The organism is Bacteroides intestinalis, assembly GCF_003464595.1.
Taxonomy (GTDB): Bacteria; Bacteroidota; Bacteroidia; order Bacteroidales; family Bacteroidaceae; genus Bacteroides; species Bacteroides intestinalis_A.
In genome coordinates, this window is record NZ_QRZF01000006.1 from 206,804 (window position 1) to 226,166 (window position 19,363).

14 protein-coding genes are annotated in these 19,363 nt (G+C 39.7%); 7 read left to right on the forward strand and 7 right to left on the reverse strand.

The features are described 5' to 3' along the window. Positions 1–49 precede the first annotated feature (49 nt). The 6 genes from DWW10_RS10920 to DWW10_RS10945 all read left to right on the forward strand — a co-directional run bounded on the left by DWW10_RS10920 (position 50) and on the right by DWW10_RS10945 (position 6,301). Positions 50–358 (forward strand): hypothetical protein, encoded by a 309-nt coding sequence (locus DWW10_RS10920; RefSeq protein WP_022392597.1) that lies wholly within the window; start codon positions 50–52, stop codon positions 356–358. Positions 359–411: 53 nt separating this feature from the next. Next, positions 412–1,569: a 6-bladed beta-propeller gene (locus DWW10_RS10925; RefSeq protein ID WP_118421413.1), complete on the forward strand. Its 1,158-nt coding sequence runs from the start codon at positions 412–414 to the stop codon at positions 1,567–1,569. A gap of 3 nt (positions 1,570–1,572) precedes the next feature. Continuing rightward, positions 1,573–2,199, forward strand: a complete 627-nt coding sequence (locus DWW10_RS10930) for a hypothetical protein (protein ID WP_022392595.1) — start codon at positions 1,573–1,575, stop codon at positions 2,197–2,199. A gap of 132 nt (positions 2,200–2,331) precedes the next feature. Further along, positions 2,332–3,861, forward strand: coding sequence for an O-antigen ligase family protein (locus DWW10_RS10935; protein ID WP_259320469.1), 1,530 nt, complete (start codon positions 2,332–2,334; stop codon positions 3,859–3,861). 17 nt (positions 3,862–3,878) lie between these two features. Beyond that, the gene (locus tag DWW10_RS10940; RefSeq protein WP_022392593.1) at positions 3,879–4,316 is read left to right on the forward strand and encodes a helix-turn-helix transcriptional regulator; all 438 of its coding nucleotides are present in this window, start codon (positions 3,879–3,881) and stop codon (positions 4,314–4,316) included. 104 nt (positions 4,317–4,420) lie between these two features. After that, complete coding sequence (locus tag DWW10_RS10945) at positions 4,421–6,301, forward strand: hypothetical protein (protein WP_118421412.1); 1,881 nt, start codon at positions 4,421–4,423, stop codon at positions 6,299–6,301. A 15-nt stretch (positions 6,302–6,316) separates the two neighbouring features. Here the strand turns inward: DWW10_RS10945 and DWW10_RS10950 are convergent, their stop codons facing one another. Genes DWW10_RS10950 through DWW10_RS10975 form a run of 6 tightly spaced genes read right to left on the reverse strand, consistent with a single transcriptional unit; the run spans position 6,317 to position 11,686 of the window. Beyond that, positions 6,317–7,480 carry a metallophosphoesterase gene (locus DWW10_RS10950; protein WP_022392591.1) on the reverse strand — a complete coding sequence of 388 codons (1,164 nt, stop codon included), beginning with the start codon at positions 7,478–7,480 and terminating at the stop codon, positions 6,317–6,319. Continuing rightward, positions 7,468–8,094 carry a hypothetical protein gene (locus DWW10_RS10955; RefSeq protein WP_022392590.1) on the reverse strand — a complete coding sequence of 209 codons (627 nt, stop codon included), beginning with the start codon at positions 8,092–8,094 and terminating at the stop codon, positions 7,468–7,470. The genes DWW10_RS10950 and DWW10_RS10955 overlap by 13 nt, the downstream gene beginning before the upstream one ends. 1 nt (position 8,095) lies before the next feature. Next, positions 8,096–8,581, reverse strand: coding sequence for an RNA polymerase sigma factor (locus DWW10_RS10960; protein ID WP_007663982.1), 486 nt, complete (start codon positions 8,579–8,581; stop codon positions 8,096–8,098). A 60-nt stretch (positions 8,582–8,641) separates the two neighbouring features. Then, the gene (locus tag DWW10_RS10965) at positions 8,642–9,544 is read right to left on the reverse strand and encodes a vitamin B12 dependent-methionine synthase activation domain-containing protein (RefSeq protein WP_022392589.1); all 903 of its coding nucleotides are present in this window, start codon (positions 9,542–9,544) and stop codon (positions 8,642–8,644) included. Between the two features lie 15 nt (positions 9,545–9,559). Next, the gene (locus tag DWW10_RS10970) at positions 9,560–10,906 is read right to left on the reverse strand and encodes a dihydroorotase (RefSeq protein ID WP_022392588.1); all 1,347 of its coding nucleotides are present in this window, start codon (positions 10,904–10,906) and stop codon (positions 9,560–9,562) included. Between the two features lie 27 nt (positions 10,907–10,933). Next, positions 10,934–11,686, reverse strand: coding sequence for a polyprenol monophosphomannose synthase (locus tag DWW10_RS10975; RefSeq protein WP_022392587.1), 753 nt, complete (start codon positions 11,684–11,686; stop codon positions 10,934–10,936). A 97-nt stretch (positions 11,687–11,783) separates the two neighbouring features. On the opposite strand from DWW10_RS10975, the gene mfd reads away from it, so the two are divergent. Then, positions 11,784–15,176: a transcription-repair coupling factor gene (mfd, locus tag DWW10_RS10980; RefSeq protein ID WP_118421411.1), complete on the forward strand. Its 3,393-nt coding sequence runs from the start codon at positions 11,784–11,786 to the stop codon at positions 15,174–15,176. Between the two features lie 4 nt (positions 15,177–15,180). Here the strand turns inward: mfd and DWW10_RS10985 are convergent, their stop codons facing one another. Beyond that, positions 15,181–19,155, reverse strand: a complete 3,975-nt coding sequence (locus tag DWW10_RS10985; RefSeq protein WP_022392585.1) for a hybrid sensor histidine kinase/response regulator transcription factor — start codon at positions 19,153–19,155, stop codon at positions 15,181–15,183. Positions 19,156–19,363 lie beyond the last annotated feature (208 nt).

A 19,363-nucleotide genomic window follows, 5' to 3' on the forward strand; every position in this document is an offset into this window, starting at 1 on the left:
CCGAAAATAGAGGATGAATAATAAATTTGTTAATATTAAAGAGAAAATTATGAAAAAAGTACTTGTTGGTATTATTGCTGTTGTTGCAGCTGTTAATGTGTTTTTTAATTTGTACAATAGGAATGAAATAATAGGTTTGTCTTCTCTAAAAATAGAAGCATTGGCTTTTGATGAATCTCATGGCAGTAATCTGGGGCCTCTTTATCAATATGGATGTACAATAATAGAAAAAACGATAATGGGACATGATTCGGATGGCAATCCTGTAATTCAGGAGGTTCCATATCCAGGAGAAAGTGGTTATTGTGCTGGTTCAATAGGAGATTGTACTCCGTACGATTGCACTAGATATTATTAATAGGAATGGGGCTGAATAAAGAACAGCCCCACTTCTTAAATTTGAATATTACTATGAAATATTTGCTTTTGCTTTTAATTGTTTATACTTTTTACGGGTGCTACACAGGGACCCAAAAAGTCGCTCATACTAATGAGATAAGAGAAATTTTAATTGATCCTGATAAATTTGAAACTTTTCTGGACTTATCAGAGATCCTGGATGATTCGGTAGAAGTGATTCCTTTGGAAATGAAAGATGAATGTTTGATATCCCAAATTGTTCGAATTGAGTTTTATAAAGATAAGATATTAGTCTCTGATAAAGCGAATGCAAAGATTTTTGTATTTACTTCCGAAGGAAAGTATTTGAAAAGTATTGGAAAACAAGGACAAGGACCTGGTGAATACTCTTTTTTGGGTGATTTTACATTAAAAGGAGATTCTGTTGTTGTTCAAGATCGTTCTCGCAATAAATACATTGTTTATGATTTATATAGTAATGCATTTAGAGAAATCTCATATGATATGCTTCATTTGGAAGTAGTATCATTTGATGAGATAGCTTATTTTATTTCTAATTATTCACACTCGAAATACGGAGATTATAATCTTTTTCGATTCAATTTAAATACCTCTGAAGTGCTTTCTTTGGAAGTACCTTTTGGAGAAGACGGAATTGATAAATCTAGTTATGGTTTAAAGAGATATGCAAGTAAAAGTGATAGCACAGCTATGCTTATTTATCCATTGAATGATACTGTCTATACGTTGAATAAAGAAACAGTGTTTCCTTCTTATGTAATACATTATACTTCAAGGAATCTTCCAAGTGAAGTGAATGTTAGTAAGGAAAATATCTATAGGTATGTTCATGAAAATAAATATCTGAAAGGATGGGAGTTTATGCAAAATTCTCAAAATTATATGCTGGGCTATTATATTGATAATGGCTTTAAATATTTTGTATACAATAAACAAAATTCCAATATCCGTGTTGGGCAATGGTTGAAAATAGGTTCACTTAGTGAATTAATTTTTAGTGACTTTTATACTACTACTGATAATCAACTTTATTTTATTCAGTATGCAGCTGTATTATCATCTAATTGGAAGTTAACGCGGGCAAAAAGTACGAATGAACATTTTAAAAATAAAATGGATGCGATAGTTGCCTCTTTAAATGAAGATGCTAATCCTGTATTATTTAAATGTCATTTTAAAAATAAGTAGAATATGAAAAAGATTGAATATATATTGTTTGGCTTATTCACTATATTTTTAGTTTTTAGTACCTTTTATAGTTATATGCAATCACAAAAAATGTGTGAGTTTCGACTATTTCTTAATGAATTAAAGCAAAAATATAATACTCAGATTGGACGGATAGAAGCATTGAAGGAATATAGATTTAACGAGGTCATTTTGAGTGGTACCAAAATGAGTGCAGATTTTAACGTGGTGGACATTGGGGAAAATAAGAAAAAAATATCTGAAGTTATTTCGGATAATACCTTGATATTACGTTACTCAGAAATGCATTGTGAAGTTTGTGTTGATAGTATAGTGAAGCGGTTGAATGTTTATAAAGATTCTATAGGATTACAAAATATAGTGTTGCTTACTACTTCACAGAATTTTGGCTATATGAGAAGATTTAAGAAAATAAATAGGATTCCATTTGGCATCTATAATATTGATGAAGCTTTAGATTCTGTATTGGTTGATATTGGAATGCCATATCTATTTGTCTATTCTACTTTAAGTAAAAGAATAAATAATATGTTTATTCCACAAAAAGAGGATCCACAATTGACTGATGAATATTTGCATTCTATTTTGATGAAATATTATATGGATTAGTATTTTATGTTGTTAGTAGTGGATATTGTAAATAAAACATTTTTTTTTATAGCACTTGTTTTGTTATTGAGTGTAGTATGTATAACCACGCCCGAACTTCCGGCTGAAGAGAGTGTGGGGCAGTGGGTATGATTGGGAAAAGCACTATTGCTTTCGGGCAGCTGTATTCTTATTGCAGTCTTGTTACAGTTGATGGTAAAGGATAGCCGAAAACATGTATTATGGTTTTCTGGTTTTTCCGTTTATGTTTCATGGGGGATTTTATTCTGCGGTGCTGTTGAGGCTATTTGGGGATTGCGTCAGCTGTATGGTTTTGCTGCTTCCGGTCATTCCCGCTATGCACTTACGGGCTCTTTTTTCAATCCGGGACCGTATGCGGGGTATCTGGCAATGGTGTTGCCGCTCTGCCTGCATTTGTACTTATGCACTTATAAAGAAAAAACAGTGATTCGCAATTTGAAGAGAGGGATTGCTGCCATAATTGGTATCCTTATACTTTGTGTACTACCTGCTACAATGAGCCGCTCTGCTTGGATTGCAGCGGTTATGGGATGCGGCTGGGTGTCGTATATGCATCGTGATAGGCGGAAATGGCGTATTTTGTGGAAAAGGTATAGGAAACGTTATGTTTTATGGAGCATGGGAGTACTTTTTATAGTGGCATTAGGAGGGGGCGGAGCCTTTATTCTGAAACCTGATTCTGCATTGGGACGTTTGTTTATGTGGAAAATAACCTGTCAGGCGATAATGAACCATCCTTGGGGCAGTGATAAGGGATTTGTCTCTGCTTATGGAGAGGCACAGGAAAATTATTTTGCACAAGGGAATTACGCTAAATGGGAAGAACGAGTAGCGGGTAGTCCGGAGTATGCGTTTAATGAATATCTGTCACTGGCACTGATGGAAGGGATTATAGTTTGTGTCGTGGTTTTGGTAATCATTGGAATATGTTTATGGATGGGAGTAAAGCGTGGGCGCTATGGCATTTGCGGCGCTATCTTGTCTTTACTTGTTTTCTCTTTCTCTTCTTATCCAATGCATTTCCCGGCATTTGTGGTGGCTGGTCTAGGTCTGCTTCTTGCTTGTGGAGTAGGAGATATTATAGGTAAACCTCTTGTTTTATGTATCTGTCTTATTGTGTGGGCAAGTGGTTGTATGGAAAAGTGGCAACAGACGGAGAATGCCTGCCAAAAGTGGACGTATGCGCGGATGTTTTATCATTCGGGTGCATATAAAGCTGCCAATGAGGCTTATGGGAAACTCTATCCAATATTGAAAGACCGAGGGGTATTTCTGTTTGAGTATGGTCACAGTTTGCATAAGTCGTTTCTGTACAGTGAGTCCAATAAATATTTAAAAGAGGCTTGTCAACATAGCGTTGATCCCATGATACTGAACGTCATGGGTAAAAACAGTCAGGAGTTGCATTGTTATGAACAAGCAGAACTATCTTTTTATCGGGCTGTTCATCGCTTGCCAAGTAGGATTTACCCCTATTATCTATTAGCTAAACTTTATGCAGAACCGGATTTTTATAAACCCGACAAGCTGAAAGAAGTGGCAGACAGCGTACTGACTAAAGAACCTAAGGTGCACTCAACTGCCATAGATGAAATGCGTAGTGAAGTCAGGGAGATATTAGAAAAGATAAAAGTGAAATAATAAAAATGAGATAAGCTATGGATACATATAACGATAACTGGTGCTCTTGCCTGTTGTTCAGAAATAAACAACTGACTAAAGAATTAAAACGTTTTGAAGACTTTTCCGCTTTGTCCGGTTCTTCTTCGCGTATGTTGGCTTTGAGTCAACTACTCAAGCTACATCTGACTCCTGCCTATGGAATTATAAGGAATGAATACGAATGGCAGAATTTATTTGCAGTGATTGATTTGCTTTATGGTGATGATTGGCTTCCGGCTGATCTGGAGACAAACCATCTGAGCCAGCAAGAATTGAAGTTGTGCTATCTGGTGCGTGCCCGGTTAACCAATAAGGCTATTTCTCTTCTTTTCAATATTACTCCAAAGTCTGTACTGAAAGCAAAGCAGCGTATCAAGATGAAGTTGTCTTTATCTGGTACAGATAGTTTTGATGAATATATACAGCGGCATTGAGACTTTTATATCGATTGAAACCTCTATATTATTATCTAAATAATGACAGAATTATGCATAGGAACTTTTTTCTGATAGTTGTGGCTTTATTTCTCTTTTCATGTATGGATACCCAAGATCGCTTGGAACGGGCTTTGACCTTGGCCGGTGAAAATAGAACAGAGTTGGAAAAGGTACTCCAATACTATAAAGATGATAGTCTTAAGTATAAAGCAGCATGCTTTCTGATAGAGAATATGCCTTACCATTATGGTTATGAAGATGCGCGGCTGGACAGTGTGAAGGCGGTACTGGCTACTGCTCCATTGGGAGATGGTTATATTCCGGATAGTGAAAGAAAAAGAAAGTGGAAGTCTTTTAATTATAAATCATTGCCTATGTTGCAGGATGTGCAGCGAATGACAGCAGCTCTTTTGATAGAGAATATAGACGTAGCCTTCGAAACTTGGAATAGGGTGCCTTGGGCCAAATACTATTCGTTTGATGATTTTTGTGAATGGATATTACCATATCGTGTGGGTGATGAACCTTTGGAAAGTTGGCGGAAGGCTTATTATGATCATTACCATCCTATACTGGATTCTCTTTATCAGGGTGAGAATATCCTCGAAGCTGCCGATGCTTTGAATAAATACTTGAAATATGAAACCCCTTTTTCTCCTAATTCAGATTTTGATTTACCGCATTTGGGTGCTAAATATCTGTTGAAATACAGGTTGGGCACTTGTAAGGAGACGACGGATCATACAGTATATATATTCCGGTCGTTGGGTTTTCCTGTGGGGATAGATGAATATCTGTATTCTCCTTCCAATCAAAATTCACATGTCTGGAATATACTTAAAAACACGGATGGAAAACCCCTTTCCTTTTGGTACATGGATTCCCGGGATCTGGCAGTCGGGATGACTGATGGGCGTAAAAAGGGAAAGGTTTATCGTATGCAGTATGGAGTTCAAGAGGAAAAATATCAGGGAGTATATAAGGATAATAATATTCCTCCGGTGGTTCGGAACCCTTTATTGAAAGACGTGACAGAGGAATATTTCGGGAGCAATGAGTATCCAGTCAGGATAGACGGGAAGGTTAAAGGTAGATTTGTGGCTTTAGGAATTTTTACACCGTTCGGTTATGTTCCGGTGGACATAGCTTTACGGGATGGTGATCAGGCTATTGTGAGGAATATTGAGCCGGAGGTTATCTATCAGCCTTTGTGCAATGAGAAAGGACTTTTCCAACCATGCGGTTATCCGTTTATGATAAAGGATGATACGGTACGGACTTTTGTCCCGGATATGGACAAGAATGTTTCTTTGTCTATTAAACGAAAGTATCCATTGCAGAATCATATTCTTGAGTATATGTCGTGGATGACCGGTTCTAAAATAGAAGGAAGCAATGATGTCAATTTCCGCAATAAGGAAATTTTGTATTGTATTACGGATACACCACGGGTGAATGTGAACTTTTATCCATCCCATCCTTCACGCCCTTACCGTTATGTACGTTTTGTTCCCCGTGATGGTTGGCGTGCGGAGGTTGCAGAGTTGGCTTTTTATGAGAATCTTCATGATGATGTGGCAATTTCTTCGAAGGCTATATTAAGTTGTCCTCCTGTTGATGGCAATCCTGCACATGCTATGGATAAAGCGAATGATGGTGACTGGCTTACATTTTTCTTTTCTGAGGAAGCAAATGGCACAGTAACGTTTGATTTACAAAATCCTACTTGGATCAGGAAAATATTGTTTGTTCCCCGTAATGATGATAATTTTATTACGCCTGGTAATAGCTATGAACTTTTTTATCAAGATGGTGTGATGGGCTGGAAATCACTTGGCAAACAGGCAGCTACTACCTATGAATTGATTTATACAAATATACCGGATGGAGCTTTATTGTGGTTGCGTAATCTTACTCGAGGCAAAGAAGAACAAGTCTTCTATATTGAAGAAGGTGAGCAACGTTTTGTTGGGTATGAATGAAAATCTTATTATGTATTAGTTACGCAACGTCAGCACCGTAATTTCGGGCCATGCTCCAAAGCGGAATGGCAATCCGACATAGCCGATACCTATATTGACGTATAGTCCCCGGTCACCTTCTGTATACATTCCTCCCCATTCGGGATAAATCAGTGACGCGAGTGAATGGCCGAACATAATGGCCTGCATTGCATGAGTATGTCCGGCAAGCATTAGCTCAATGTCTGTGTTCGGCAATACTTCCCGCCGCCAATGGGTAGGATTGTGGCTCAACAAAACACGAAACATACCGTCTGTTCCTTCAGCAGCCTTCTTTAAGTCGGCAAATTGGGAAAAGGGTGGTTCTCCATCATTTTCCACACCAATAAGGGCTATACTATCTCCCTGATGGTATAATGTAGTGTGTTCATTATTCAGTAGTTTCCATCCCATTGTCTTTTCCATACGCACCAGGTTGTCGAGGTTATTCACCTGTTCTTTCAGGTCTTTCCAACGGTAGTAACTTCCGTAGTCATGGTTACCCAGAATGGAATATACTCCATCTTTGGCATGCAGTTGCGACAGAATATTTTGAAAACCTTCCAGCTCACAGCTTCGTTGATTCACCAAGTCACCGGTGAACACAATTAAATCTGGTTCTTGTTCATTGACCAATTTTACCAGTTCATGGACAGGCTTTTCATTCTCTATCCAGCTGCCGATATGTATATCCGATAACTGTACGATGCGGTATCCATCGAATGCTTTGGGCAGGTTCGGGTGATGGAATTCTATTTCTTTTACTTCAAACTTACTGATGCCTACCAGTGTGCCATAAAGGATATTGAAGAAACTGACTACTCCCAGCACCAATCCTATGGCTGTAAATGGCGAACGGGGCCAGCGCAGTAGATAATGGAAAGGTAATCCCACCAGCGAGCATATCATAAATATCGTTTTGGGTATGGCAAACAGGAAAATAGCAATAGCCAGCCTTCCAATGGCCTGGGCATGGTGTGCCATTGCATTTTCACCTATGCCTTGCATCAACAGAAAGTAACCTGCAATTAATAAGAGGGTGGGTATCCAGTGGGCAATACGTAACCAGATGTTTTTGGTTTTCCGGATAATGTACATAAAATAGATGTACGCATCAGGAATCAGTAGAAAAAGGATAAGGAGTAAGGTTATTCTGTGCATATATCTTCTAATTCTTCTATATTCTTCTTGATATCGTTAAGATGTTTATAAGCTACTTTCTTGTATAACAGGTAAATGATGGCAACGTCGCAGAGCACAAAGAATGCGATCAGGGTAGCCTGGACGCCAAAGGATGCCTTATAATATCCCATCACCCAATAATTAAGAACATTGAATATAATTACCCATACGGTAATGGCGATAATCTCATACCTTGTCCATCGACGGAAACTAGCCATACGCTTACTGACAATAGCTACGGGCATTTCGTCAATCCTTGTGTTCCTTATCCAGCGATAGTTTTTATGATCCCACCAGATACCTATCAGAATACTGATTCCAACAAAGATTACGAGTGTATTAATCTTAGGTTGCCATTCTTCGGTGATTTGAAAAATGGATGGCAATAACCAAATAACCAGAAGGAGAGCAAGCCCTACTACTCCGATGCCTATGGAGAAGCGCTGCCAACCCGTAAGACGCCCTATGCTTTTGCGTGCATTTGCCTTGTATTCGGCAATCATGCCCGCAATCTGCTTTTCGTTGGCAATCGGCTCTTTCTTCAATTGCTCGTCCAGCGCGTTCCAAGATTTCTTCAGTTCATCCAGTTCCATATTATTCCTCCTTGTTCATTTTTCTAAGTTTGTCCTTAATCCGGCTGATTTTGGTAGCGACGTTTGTTATTGTCAGGCCGGTAATTTCAGCAATTTCCTCGTAGCTTTTTTCTTCCAGATAAAGCAGAATTATGGATTTTTCCAGTTGTCCCAGTCGGTTGATCATCCGATAGAGTTGCTTTAGCATGTTTTGTGTCTCGTCCAATTCTTCCATCCGGTCGGAATCTTGACTCAAGGTCACGATTTCGGGGATGTTCTTTTCTTTACGGATAAAGCTGATACAAGTATTTAAAGCGATGCGGTAAATCCATGTGGAAACTTTACACTCCCGTCGGAACTTGGGATAGGCCCTCCACAGATTGAGCACAACGTCCTGATATAGATCGTTCAGGGTAGCATTCGGCGTAGTATACAAATAACACACTTTGTATATGACGCGTTCATACTCCCGTATTACGGACAGGAACTCTTGTTCTACATTCTCCATCGTCTTTTTCTTGCTTCTTGAATTGCTTTTGTACTGTTAGTCGCAAAGGAAGTCGGATAATCACAGGTTTGCAGCCAAAAATTTTCTGGTTTCCTCTACGGACATCTTCTTGCGTCGTGCATAATCTTCCAGTTGGTCATTACCTATCTTGCCAACAGCGAAATAGCGTGCAGCCGGATGTGCCAATATCAGTCCACAGACTGTGGCATGCGGACGCATAGCTCCATTCTCAGTCAGAGTAATACCTATTTGCTCCATATGAAGCAAGTCGTTCAATAGGAAATTGACAGACTGGTCGGGCAGGGAGGGGTAGCCTACGGCAGGTCGTATGCCCTGGAACTTTTCTCTCAACAAATCCGGAATAGAAAGGTTCTCATCTTTAGCATATCCCCAGGCAACCTTGCGTACGTATTCATGCATCTTCTCTGTTGCTGCTTCGGCAAGCCGGTCGGCAAGTGTCTGCACCAACATGCGTTTGTAGGGATCTTTTTCATATAGAAGTTCCACTTCTCCGTCACACGATGCAGCGAAAATACCTACCGTATCAGGAATACCTGAAGATAGCGGACGTACAAAGTCGCTAAGACAAAGAAAGGGACTGCCATCCGGATGTGGGATCTGCTGGCGGAGTAAAGGAAAAAGCTTTCCATCCAGTATCAGGTTATCTCCATCGGCATTGGCTTCACATAGACGGAAAATGGTGTGGACATGGTAATTTTCATCCAGTTGGTTCAGCATCCGGTTCGCTTCCTTAAATAGCTGCATGGCTTCAGCCGCTTTGGCACGTTCCTCTTCAGGAAAGGTGGTGAGCCAGTAAGCACGGCAGGAGTCGCATCCGTGAATATCGGCAATGGCGGCATAACGGGGTTGGAAACCCCATGCATGAAAGAAATATATCCAGTTGATATATGGAGCAACCTCGTGAATGGTATACGTCAATACCTTATCCACTGAATTATTCATCGCTAAATTTTAGTATTAATAATCGAATCTCAGTTCTTCACCGCGGTAAGTATCATCTACTTGGCCGTCACTATATATCAGATGCCCGTTCGCAAATGTCTTTTCTACTTTCCAACGGAAAGAATTACCTTCGAGCGGACTCCAGCCGCATTTGCTGAGTATATTCTCAGTATTGACTTCCCAACGTTCGCCATGACTGACAAGTACGAGGTCGGCCTGATAGCCTTCGCGAATATAACCGCGATTGCAGATACCATATATCTGGGCAGGGGCATGACACATCTTCTCAACAATGGTTTCGATAGAAAAAATGCCTTTCTCCGCCAGTTCAAGCATACTGACCAAGGAGAATTGAATCATTGGCATACCCGACATTGCTTTCAGGGCACCACCTTCTTTCTCACTGAGCAGGTGGGGTGCATGGTCGGTAGCAATGACATCGATAACTCCGGTGTTGACTGCATTCCGTAAGGCATCGCGGTCAGCTTGTTTCTTAATGGAAGGGTTACATTTGATGCGGGTTCCCAGTTCTTTATAATCCTGTTGGCGGTATAGCAGATGTGCAATGCAGGCTTCGGCTGTAATATGTTTATCTTCCAATGGAGCATCGCTGAACAGTTGCAATTCTTTTGCAGTAGAAACATGCAGCACATGCAAGCGTGCACCGGCCAAACTTGCCATACGTATAGCAAGTTGCGATGAGGAATAACACGCTGCTGCAGAACGTATGTTAGGATGTTTACTGATTGGGATTTCCGGTGCGTTACTGAACATTTCTTTGTAATATTCAGTATTCTTTTTGATAATTTCCTGGCTCTCACAATGAGTTGCGATCAGCATATCTGTTCCGTTGAAAATGTTCAGCAGACTGTTACTTTTGTCTACCAACATATTACCGGTGCTGGAACCCATAAAGAGTTTGATGCCGCATACCCGATGCTTGTCCAGCTTGCTGAACTCAGTGTAATTATTATTGGTGGCACCGAAGTAGCAGGAATGGTTGACAATACACTTCTCATTCAGAAGATCGAATTTCTGTTCAAGTGCATCGAGAGTGGTAGTCAATGGCTGTGTGTTCGGCATGTCCATGATGGAAGTGACACCACCGGCAGCAGCTGCACGGCTTTCGGTAAAGATATCCGCTTTATGGGTCAGTCCCGGATCACGGAAATGTACATGGTCGTCAATGATACCCGGAAGCAGACAGCAGCCGGTGGCATCTATTGTTTCATCACAAGGGGCGGACAGTTCTTTGCCATAAGTCAATACCTCGGCAATCTTTCCGTTTTCAATTACTACGGAACCTTGCACGGAACGTCCCTCGTTAACTATTGTAGCGTTATGTATCAGAGTTCTTTTCATCTTCTACTAATCATTTATCGTTAATCACTAACCGTTTTTCACAGCTTTCGGGTACTTGTGGAACCAGCTATGTACTTTCAATTTGATAACCCCGAAGACTGCTTCTCCGAAGATACTACTGTTCATCTTTGAAGTACCCAGTTCACGGTTGATAAAGATAACCGGGACTTCTACTATCTTGAAGCCGCATTTATAGGCAGTGAATTTCATTTCAATCTGGAAAGCATAACCTTTGAAACGGATACCGTCGAGATCAATCGTTTCCAGAACCCTGCGGCGGTAGCATTTGAACCCGGCAGTTGTATCTTGTACAGGGATACCCGTAATAAGGCGCACATACTTGGAGGCAAAATAAGACATCAACACACGTCCCATGGGCCAATTTACTACATTGACTCCGCTGATATATCGCGAACCGATGGCAACATCGGCACCTTCTTCGGCACAAGCTTTATAAAGACGGGGAAGGTCGGCCGGATTGTGGCTGAAATCAGCATCCATTTCGAAGATGTATTCGTAATTATGTTCCAGAGACCATTTGAACCCGGCAATGTAAGCGGTACCTAATCCTAATTTTCCTTTCCGCTCTATCATGAATAAGCGTTCGGGAAACTCTTGCTGCAACGTTTTGACGATGCTGGCAGTGCCGTCAGGCGAGCCATCTTCAATGATAAGGATATGGAATACTTTTTCCAAGGCGAAAACGGCGCGGATAATGTTCTCGATGTTTTCCCGTTCGTTGTATGTGGGAATGATAACGATGCTGTCCGATGTCTGCATATTCATAAAAGGGGGTTCTAATTGGGAACAAAGTTAAGTGTTTTCTGCCACATACGAATAAATCTAAGGATTATTTAGTAATTTCGCGCCCGTTATGATGACAATTACCGAGCTACAACAACGATATGCCACTCACCCCAATGTGGAAGCTATAAGTGGCCTGCTGAAGAATCCGTCTGTCCGCACCCTTTTTTGCGGGGGGCTGTGTGCCTCTGCCGCTTCATTATTTTCGTCCGTGCTGGTGCAACGCGGAGAGTTTCCTTTTGTTTTTATTCTGGGCGATCTGGAAGAGGCGGGATATTTTTACCATGATTTAACACAAGTACTGGGGACTGAGAAAGTTTTGTTCTTTCCTTCTTCATTTCGCAGGGCAATAAAATACGGGCAGAAAGATGCGGCCAACGAAATTCTGCGTACAGAAGTGTTGAGCCGCTTACAAAAAGGAGAGGAAGGACTTTGTGTTGTGACTTATCCCGATGCTTTGGCAGAAAAGGTGGTTTCCCGGAAGGAACTGGGAGATAAAACTCTGAAATTGCATACAGGGGAAAATGTGGATACGAATTTTATTACGGAAGTCTTGCGTAGCTATGGTTTTGAGTATGTGGACTATGTCTATGAGCCGGGGCAGTATGCTGTACGTGGTAGTATCATCGATGTATTTTCTTTCTCTTCCGAATTTCCATATCGTATAGACTTTTTTGGTGATGAAGTAGAAAGTATCCGTACGTTTGAAGTAGAAACGCAACTTTCTAAAGAAAAGAAAGACAGTATTGTTATCGTGCCGGATTTGAGCCGTAGTTTGGAACAGGGGGATGCAAGCGGTATGGTTTCATTCCTGGATTTTCTCTCGGCGAATACTGTATTGGCAATGCGTGATCTGCTTTGGCTGCGTGAACGTATCCAGACTGTACACGATGAAACACTTACCCCACAAGCGATTGCAGCCCGCGAAGCGGAAGAAAGTGGTTGTATTACTTTGGATGGAAAGCTGATTGATGGGAGTGAGTTTACGCTTCGTGCGTTGGACTTTTGCCGTATGGAGTTCGGTAACAAACCAACCGGAACTCCGGATGCTACGGTGACATTCGATACATCTGCCCAGCCTATATTCCATAAAAACTTTGATATGGTGGCCGAAAGCTTCAAAGAGTATATGGAGAAAGGGTATACGCTTTACATTTGTAGTGACAGCATGAAGCAGACTGACCGTATTCGTGCCATTTTTGAAGACAGGGGAGAAGAGATTGCTTTTACAGCTGTAGAGCGCACGTTGCATGAAGGTTTTGCCGATAATGCCTTGCGGCTTTGCATTTTTACGGATCATCAGTTATTCGACCGTTTTCATAAATATAATCTCAAAAGTGATAAAGCACGTAGTGGCAAGGTCGCTCTGAGTCTGAAAGAGTTGAATCAGTTTACACCGGGAGATTACGTGGTACATACCGATCATGGTGTGGGACGCTTTTCCGGATTGGTGCGTATTCCTAACGGTGATACAACGCAGGAAGTGATGAAACTGGTTTATCAGAATGAAGATGTAGTTTTTGTTTCTATCCATTCATTACATAAAGTTTCAAAGTACAAAGGAAAAGATGGTGAGGCTCCCCGTTTGAATAAATTGGGTACGGGAGCTTGGGAGAAACTTAAAGAGCGTACTAAGACCAAAATTAAGGATATTGCCCGTGACCTCATAAGATTGTATTCTCAGCGTCGTGAGGAAAAAGGTTTTCAGTTCAGTGTGGATAGTTTCTTGCAACGGGAACTGGAAGCATCTTTTATTTACGAAGATACACCAGACCAAAGTAAAGCAACGGCGGATGTAAAAGCGGATATGGAAAGTAACCGTCCTATGGATCGTCTGGTTTGTGGAGACGTGGGGTTTGGTAAAACAGAAGTGGCAGTTCGTGCTGCTTTTAAAGCTGTGGCGGACAATAAACAGGTAGCGGTTTTGGTACCTACCACCGTGTTGGCTTACCAACATTTCCAGACGTTTAAAGAGCGTTTGAAAGATTTGCCTTGTCGGGTGGAATACCTGAGTCGTGCCCGTACGGCAGCTCAGGCAAAAGCGGTCGTAAAAGGACTGGCGGCAGGTGATGTGAATATACTTATCGGTACACATCGGATTTTGGGTAAGGACATACAATTCAAGGACTTGGGGTTGCTGATTATTGATGAAGAACAGAAGTTCGGGGTATCCGTTAAGGAGAAGTTGCGCCAGTTGAAGGTCAATGTAGACACCTTGACCATGACGGCCACGCCTATTCCGCGTACATTGCAGTTCTCATTAATGGGGGCACGTGACCTGAGCGTTATCCAAACGCCTCCTCCAAACCGTTATCCTATTCAGACAGAGGTGCATACCTTTAATGAGGAAGTTATAGTGGATGCTATTAACTTTGAAATGAGTCGGAACGGACAGGTATTTCTTGTAAACAACCGTATTTCTAATTTGCCTGAATTAAAAGCGATGATTGAACGGCATATTCCGGATTGCCGTATAGCCATCGGGCATGGACAAATGGAGCCGACCGAATTGGAAAAGATTATTTTCGGCTTTGTCAATTATGATTATGATGTGCTGATAGCCACTACAATTATAGAGAGCGGCATTGATATTCCGAATGCCAATACCATTATCATCAATCAGGCACAGAATTTCGGACTGAGTGATTTGCATCAGATGCGTGGTCGTGTAGGACGAAGCAATAAGAAAGCATTCTGCTATTTGTTGGCTCCTCCGCTTTCTTCCCTGACTCCTGAAGCAAGGCGTCGTCTGCAAGCTATTGAGAATTTCAGTGACTTGGGCAGTGGAATTCACATAGCCATGCAGGACCTCGATATTCGTGGTGCAGGCAATATGCTCGGTGCGGAACAGAGTGGCTTTATTGCCGATCTGGGTTATGAAACCTATCAGAAGATACTGTCGGAAGCTGTACATGAACTGAAGACGGACGAATTTGCAGATCTTTATGCCGAAGAACTGAAAGCGGAGGGTGGCGTCATCAGTGGAGAGCAATTTGTAGATGAATGTCAGGTAGAGAGTGACCTGGAATTGTTGCTTCCTGCCACTTATGTTACAGGTAGTAGCGAACGTATGTTGCTTTACCGCGAATTAGATAGTCTGACGTTGGATAAAGATGTGGAGGATTTCCGTACCCGTCTTATAGACCGGTTTGGTCCTATCCCGTCAGAAACGGAAGAACTACTACGGATTGTACCTTTACGCCGTCTTGCTGCACGTCTTGGTGCAGAGAAGGTTTTTCTCAAGGGAGGACGTATGTCATTGTTCTTTGTTTCTAATCCGGATAGTCCGTACTATCAGAGCCAGGCGTTTGGTAAAGTCATTGCTTATATGATGAAATATACCCGCCGTTGCGATCTGCGTGAGCAGAATACCCGTCGCAGTATGCTGGTAAAAGATGTGAAGAATGTAGAAACGGCTGTTAGCGTTTTACAGGAGATTGTGGCGATGCAGGTGGAGGAAGGATAATTTGCTATGCTGTGCCATTCTCATTTACCTTTTGCTTGTACTGATTAGGTGTCATTCCGGAAAATTCTTTAAATCGTTTGATGAAATAGCTGGTAGAACTGAACCCCAATTGCATAGCGAGTTCTGTAATAGAGATATCCGGTTGTTGTTCAATACTCCGGTATGCTAATTTAAGTTTGATGTTTATAATAAATTCGTTAGGTGTCATACCTGTGATTGCTTTTATCTTCGTGAAGTATTTGGTACGTCCTATACAGAGCTCTTGTGCCAGGAAATCAACACTGAACACGGGATTTTCTAGGTTATTTTCTATTAACTCGATAGATTTATCTAATAAAGCCTGATCTAATGTAGATGTGGCAATTAATTCACTGCTGGAATTGCTTTCTTTAGCATATTTTTGTTGTAATGTTCTGCGTAGATTGATTAAGTTATTACATCTGACAATCAATTGTTTAATGCTGAAAGGCTTGCAGATATAGTCGTCTGCTCCAATTTTCAGACCTTCAATAATGTATTCAGAAGCTGTTTGTGATGTTAATAAAATGATGGGAATGTGAGAAGTCTTTATATTGTTTTTAAGTTTTTGACATAACTCTGTTCCGGACATCTCCGGCATAACAACATCACTGATAATGATGTCGGGTATAACAGAGAGAGCTTTTTCATATCCTTTTTTACCATTTTCTGCTGTTTCGACATTGTAGAGGTCAGAAAAGACTTCTGTGAGTAGTTGCCTGAGTTCCTGGTTATCTTCTATAATTAATAGCTTATAATGCTTTTCACTCTTTTCCTTTCTTTCTTCTGCTACTCCTTCCAGTGTATCTGTGGAGATGAAACCAGCTGCATTGAGGTTGTAATCTTCTATGATAGGCAAATTTTCCTGAATATTGCTGGGAGGATATTGTATATCAGTAGGCAGTTGTATAGTGAAACAACTACCTTTTCCTTTAATACTTTTAACTGTGATTACTCCTTTATGGGCCTCTATTATATTTTTTGTGTAGGCCAAGCCGATTCCAGTTCCGATATTATTAGTGAAACAAGTATTATCTGTTTGGTAAAACCGGATGAATATATTTTCTAGCTCTCTGGCATTAATGCCTACACCTGTATCTGAGATTTCCAATGAAACTTTCATGCTTTCATATTTTAATCGTACGAAAATACTGCCATTTTCTGGAGTAAATTTGAAAGCATTGGATAACAAATTAAACAGTGCTTTTTCAATTAACTGCTTATCAAAATAAAAAGAAATATCATCTTGTCCGGCAAGTAAAGTTAGGTTTATTTTTCTTGTTTGTGCATACTCTTTGAAAGAGTCTACCACATTATTCACTATGTCTATTAAATTATAACAGTTTACCTTTAAAGGAGTGAAACCCTGTTCTTGTTTTCTGAATTCCATCAGCTCTATGATGAGTTGATTTAATCTGGTGATGTTTCTCCAAATATTTAGTAACTTAGTATTTAGCTTTGGAGGTATATTCTTACTCTGTAATAATAGTTCGACTTGATTGGATATAAGTGTTAAGGGTGTTTTGAATTCATGAGATATGTTAGTGAAGAAACGTAGTTTGCTTTGATTGAGTTGTTCCATATTTCGCTTCTGTTCCTTTGCTATTTTTAGAGATGAACGTAAGATGATTACTTGGTATGCTTCGTATAGTAATAGAATGGTTAATAGAACATATAATATGTAAGCAAGAGGGGTTTGATAAAAAGGAGGATTTATTATGATATTGAGTTTGCGCTCCGGAAATTCTCCGTTGGCCAAGGCTACATCTCCTTGAATATGTAATATGTATTTATCTGGTGATAAATTGGTATAACTTATTTCATTTAAACTATTGGTACGTTTCCATTCTTTGTCAAAAGGTTCCAGCTTATATTTAATGCCACAGGTAAAAGAGGCGGCATAGTTATTGGTATATGCTCTGATTCCTATGGCATGCTGATCGTAAGGCAATTCAATCCTGTTAGTGTAAAGAATGGATTGCTTAAGTGTTTTTCCGGTTGAGTCTACCTCCAAGGGAGTATCATTGACGGAGAATTCAGATATACCTACTTGATAATGTTCTGGTTTGTTGAAAATTTGCTTTAAAGGGAATGAACAGAACATATTGATTCCTCCTAAATAGACATTATTGTTTCGGTCCAGAAATAAGCAGTTGCTATTTACCTGGAAAGTAGATAAGAATCGGTTTTTATCAATATTGGTAATTTCTTCTTCATTATCTATATAAATGAGTCCTTCATTGGTAACAATAAGAATACCACCATACTTATCTTCACACATATCTATAATGTCTTTCATCAAGATGGCATCTGTGGCAAAAGGTTCTAATTCTACTTCTCCTTTTCTTTTCCGAAATATTCCATGTCTGGAGGTTCCTATTAAGATATCTCCATTCCGATTCTCAATAATCTTGTTGACTATACAGTTCTCTGATTTACGAATACAAATATGCTGCCATGATTTATTGAGTAGGTTATAGCAAAGTAATTGATTCTGAACAGCAATCCATAGTTGTTTTTGGGAGTCTAATAGGATGGTTGTCACAGACATTCTCTGTAAATCTACCTGTTCAGAAGAGAGGATAGTACTTTTATTTGTATGAGTATCAAATATACTGATACCGTTATGCGTAGCTATTATTAGGGAATCATTATAAGGGATAATTTCTCTGATGCTATTATTGTGTAATACGTTTCTGAGAAATACCTGAGTGGATTGACTTTGCAGATCATATTTTTTTAGTCCGCCAAGTAATGTTCCGATCCATAGGATGTTTTTTTGTTTATCCAGATATAAGGTTTGCACGTTGTCTGTGAACGGCAGCTTTTTCAAAACTTTGGTATGTGTATTGAAAAAATATAATCCGTCTCGTTCTGTTGCCATCCATAAATTCCCTTCATTATCTTCTACTGTTTTTCCGAAGATTGCATGTTTGGATGGGGAGGATGGCATTATATCTTTAGTGACAAAATGATAGGAAAAAGTACTGTGTTCTGGGTGAAAGCAATTTATTTCACCATAAAACGAACCACTCCAAATAGTTCCTTGCTGATCTTTCATTAAGCAATAGATAGATGCGTCATTTAGAGTATAGGCATTTTCGTTAATAAACTCATATTGGAGGAACTTTCTTTCTTTTTTATCATATTTATTTAATCCATTGAAAGTGGCAATCCATAAGTTACCTACATTGTCTTCGCATATGGATCGTACAATGTCACTTGATATGCAATTATTGCTGTTTTCTGAATAATTAAAATTTTTGATATTTTCATCACTATCTATGAGGAATAATCCGTTCCTTCGTGTAGCGACCCATATCTTTTGTTCTGAATCAATGTATAATTGGCGTATCTGGTTGATATTAGCCAACATCTGTTTTGTGTCTTTATTCCTTCTGATGAGGAATATACCGTCGTCTCTGGTGCCTATGTACAGATTTCCTTTGGATGTTTCAGTAATGCAATCTATAATGCAAGATTCCTTTGGTAACTGCAAATGCAGTTTTAATATATTGTTCTTCCATTGGTAGATTGTATTTTTATATCCTATCCATAAGCAAGAGTCCGAATAGTACATGCATTGTGAATAAGGGGTTATTTTACGGAAATGATCTTTTTTTATGTTATACTCTATAATGCCTGAACGTGTCTCTATATAAATATTGCCATTTTGATCCCCCGTAATGGAACGTACCAACTCTTCTGCATCAGGAATGTCATTATAAAGTTTTTGTATGAATTTCATTTGAGTTCCATCATATCTTACTAATCCTCTTTTGGTACCAAACCATATCATTCCGAACTCATCCTGATACATGGCATGAATTGTCGACTGATGCATTCCTTTATTAATGGATATATGCGATGCATGTAATTTTATGCTGTTATTTGCATAAAGAGATGTACCGGATACATTTCCTATTAGTATGTAAAGCGTTAACAGTATGACGTTTCTCATAGTATATTTATTACTGATTGTGGCACAAAAATAATGCTTCGCTTTTAGATTCGATAATACAATCGTTCAAATAATAGCAATATTGTCCTTTTTAGTAGAGGAGGGATTTTGTGGATGAAATGGATATATATTAGAATTTCTATCTTATTTGAAATTTGTTTTTTTCCATAGTTTTGTAACCACGAGTTATAATCTAAAAATAAAGCTA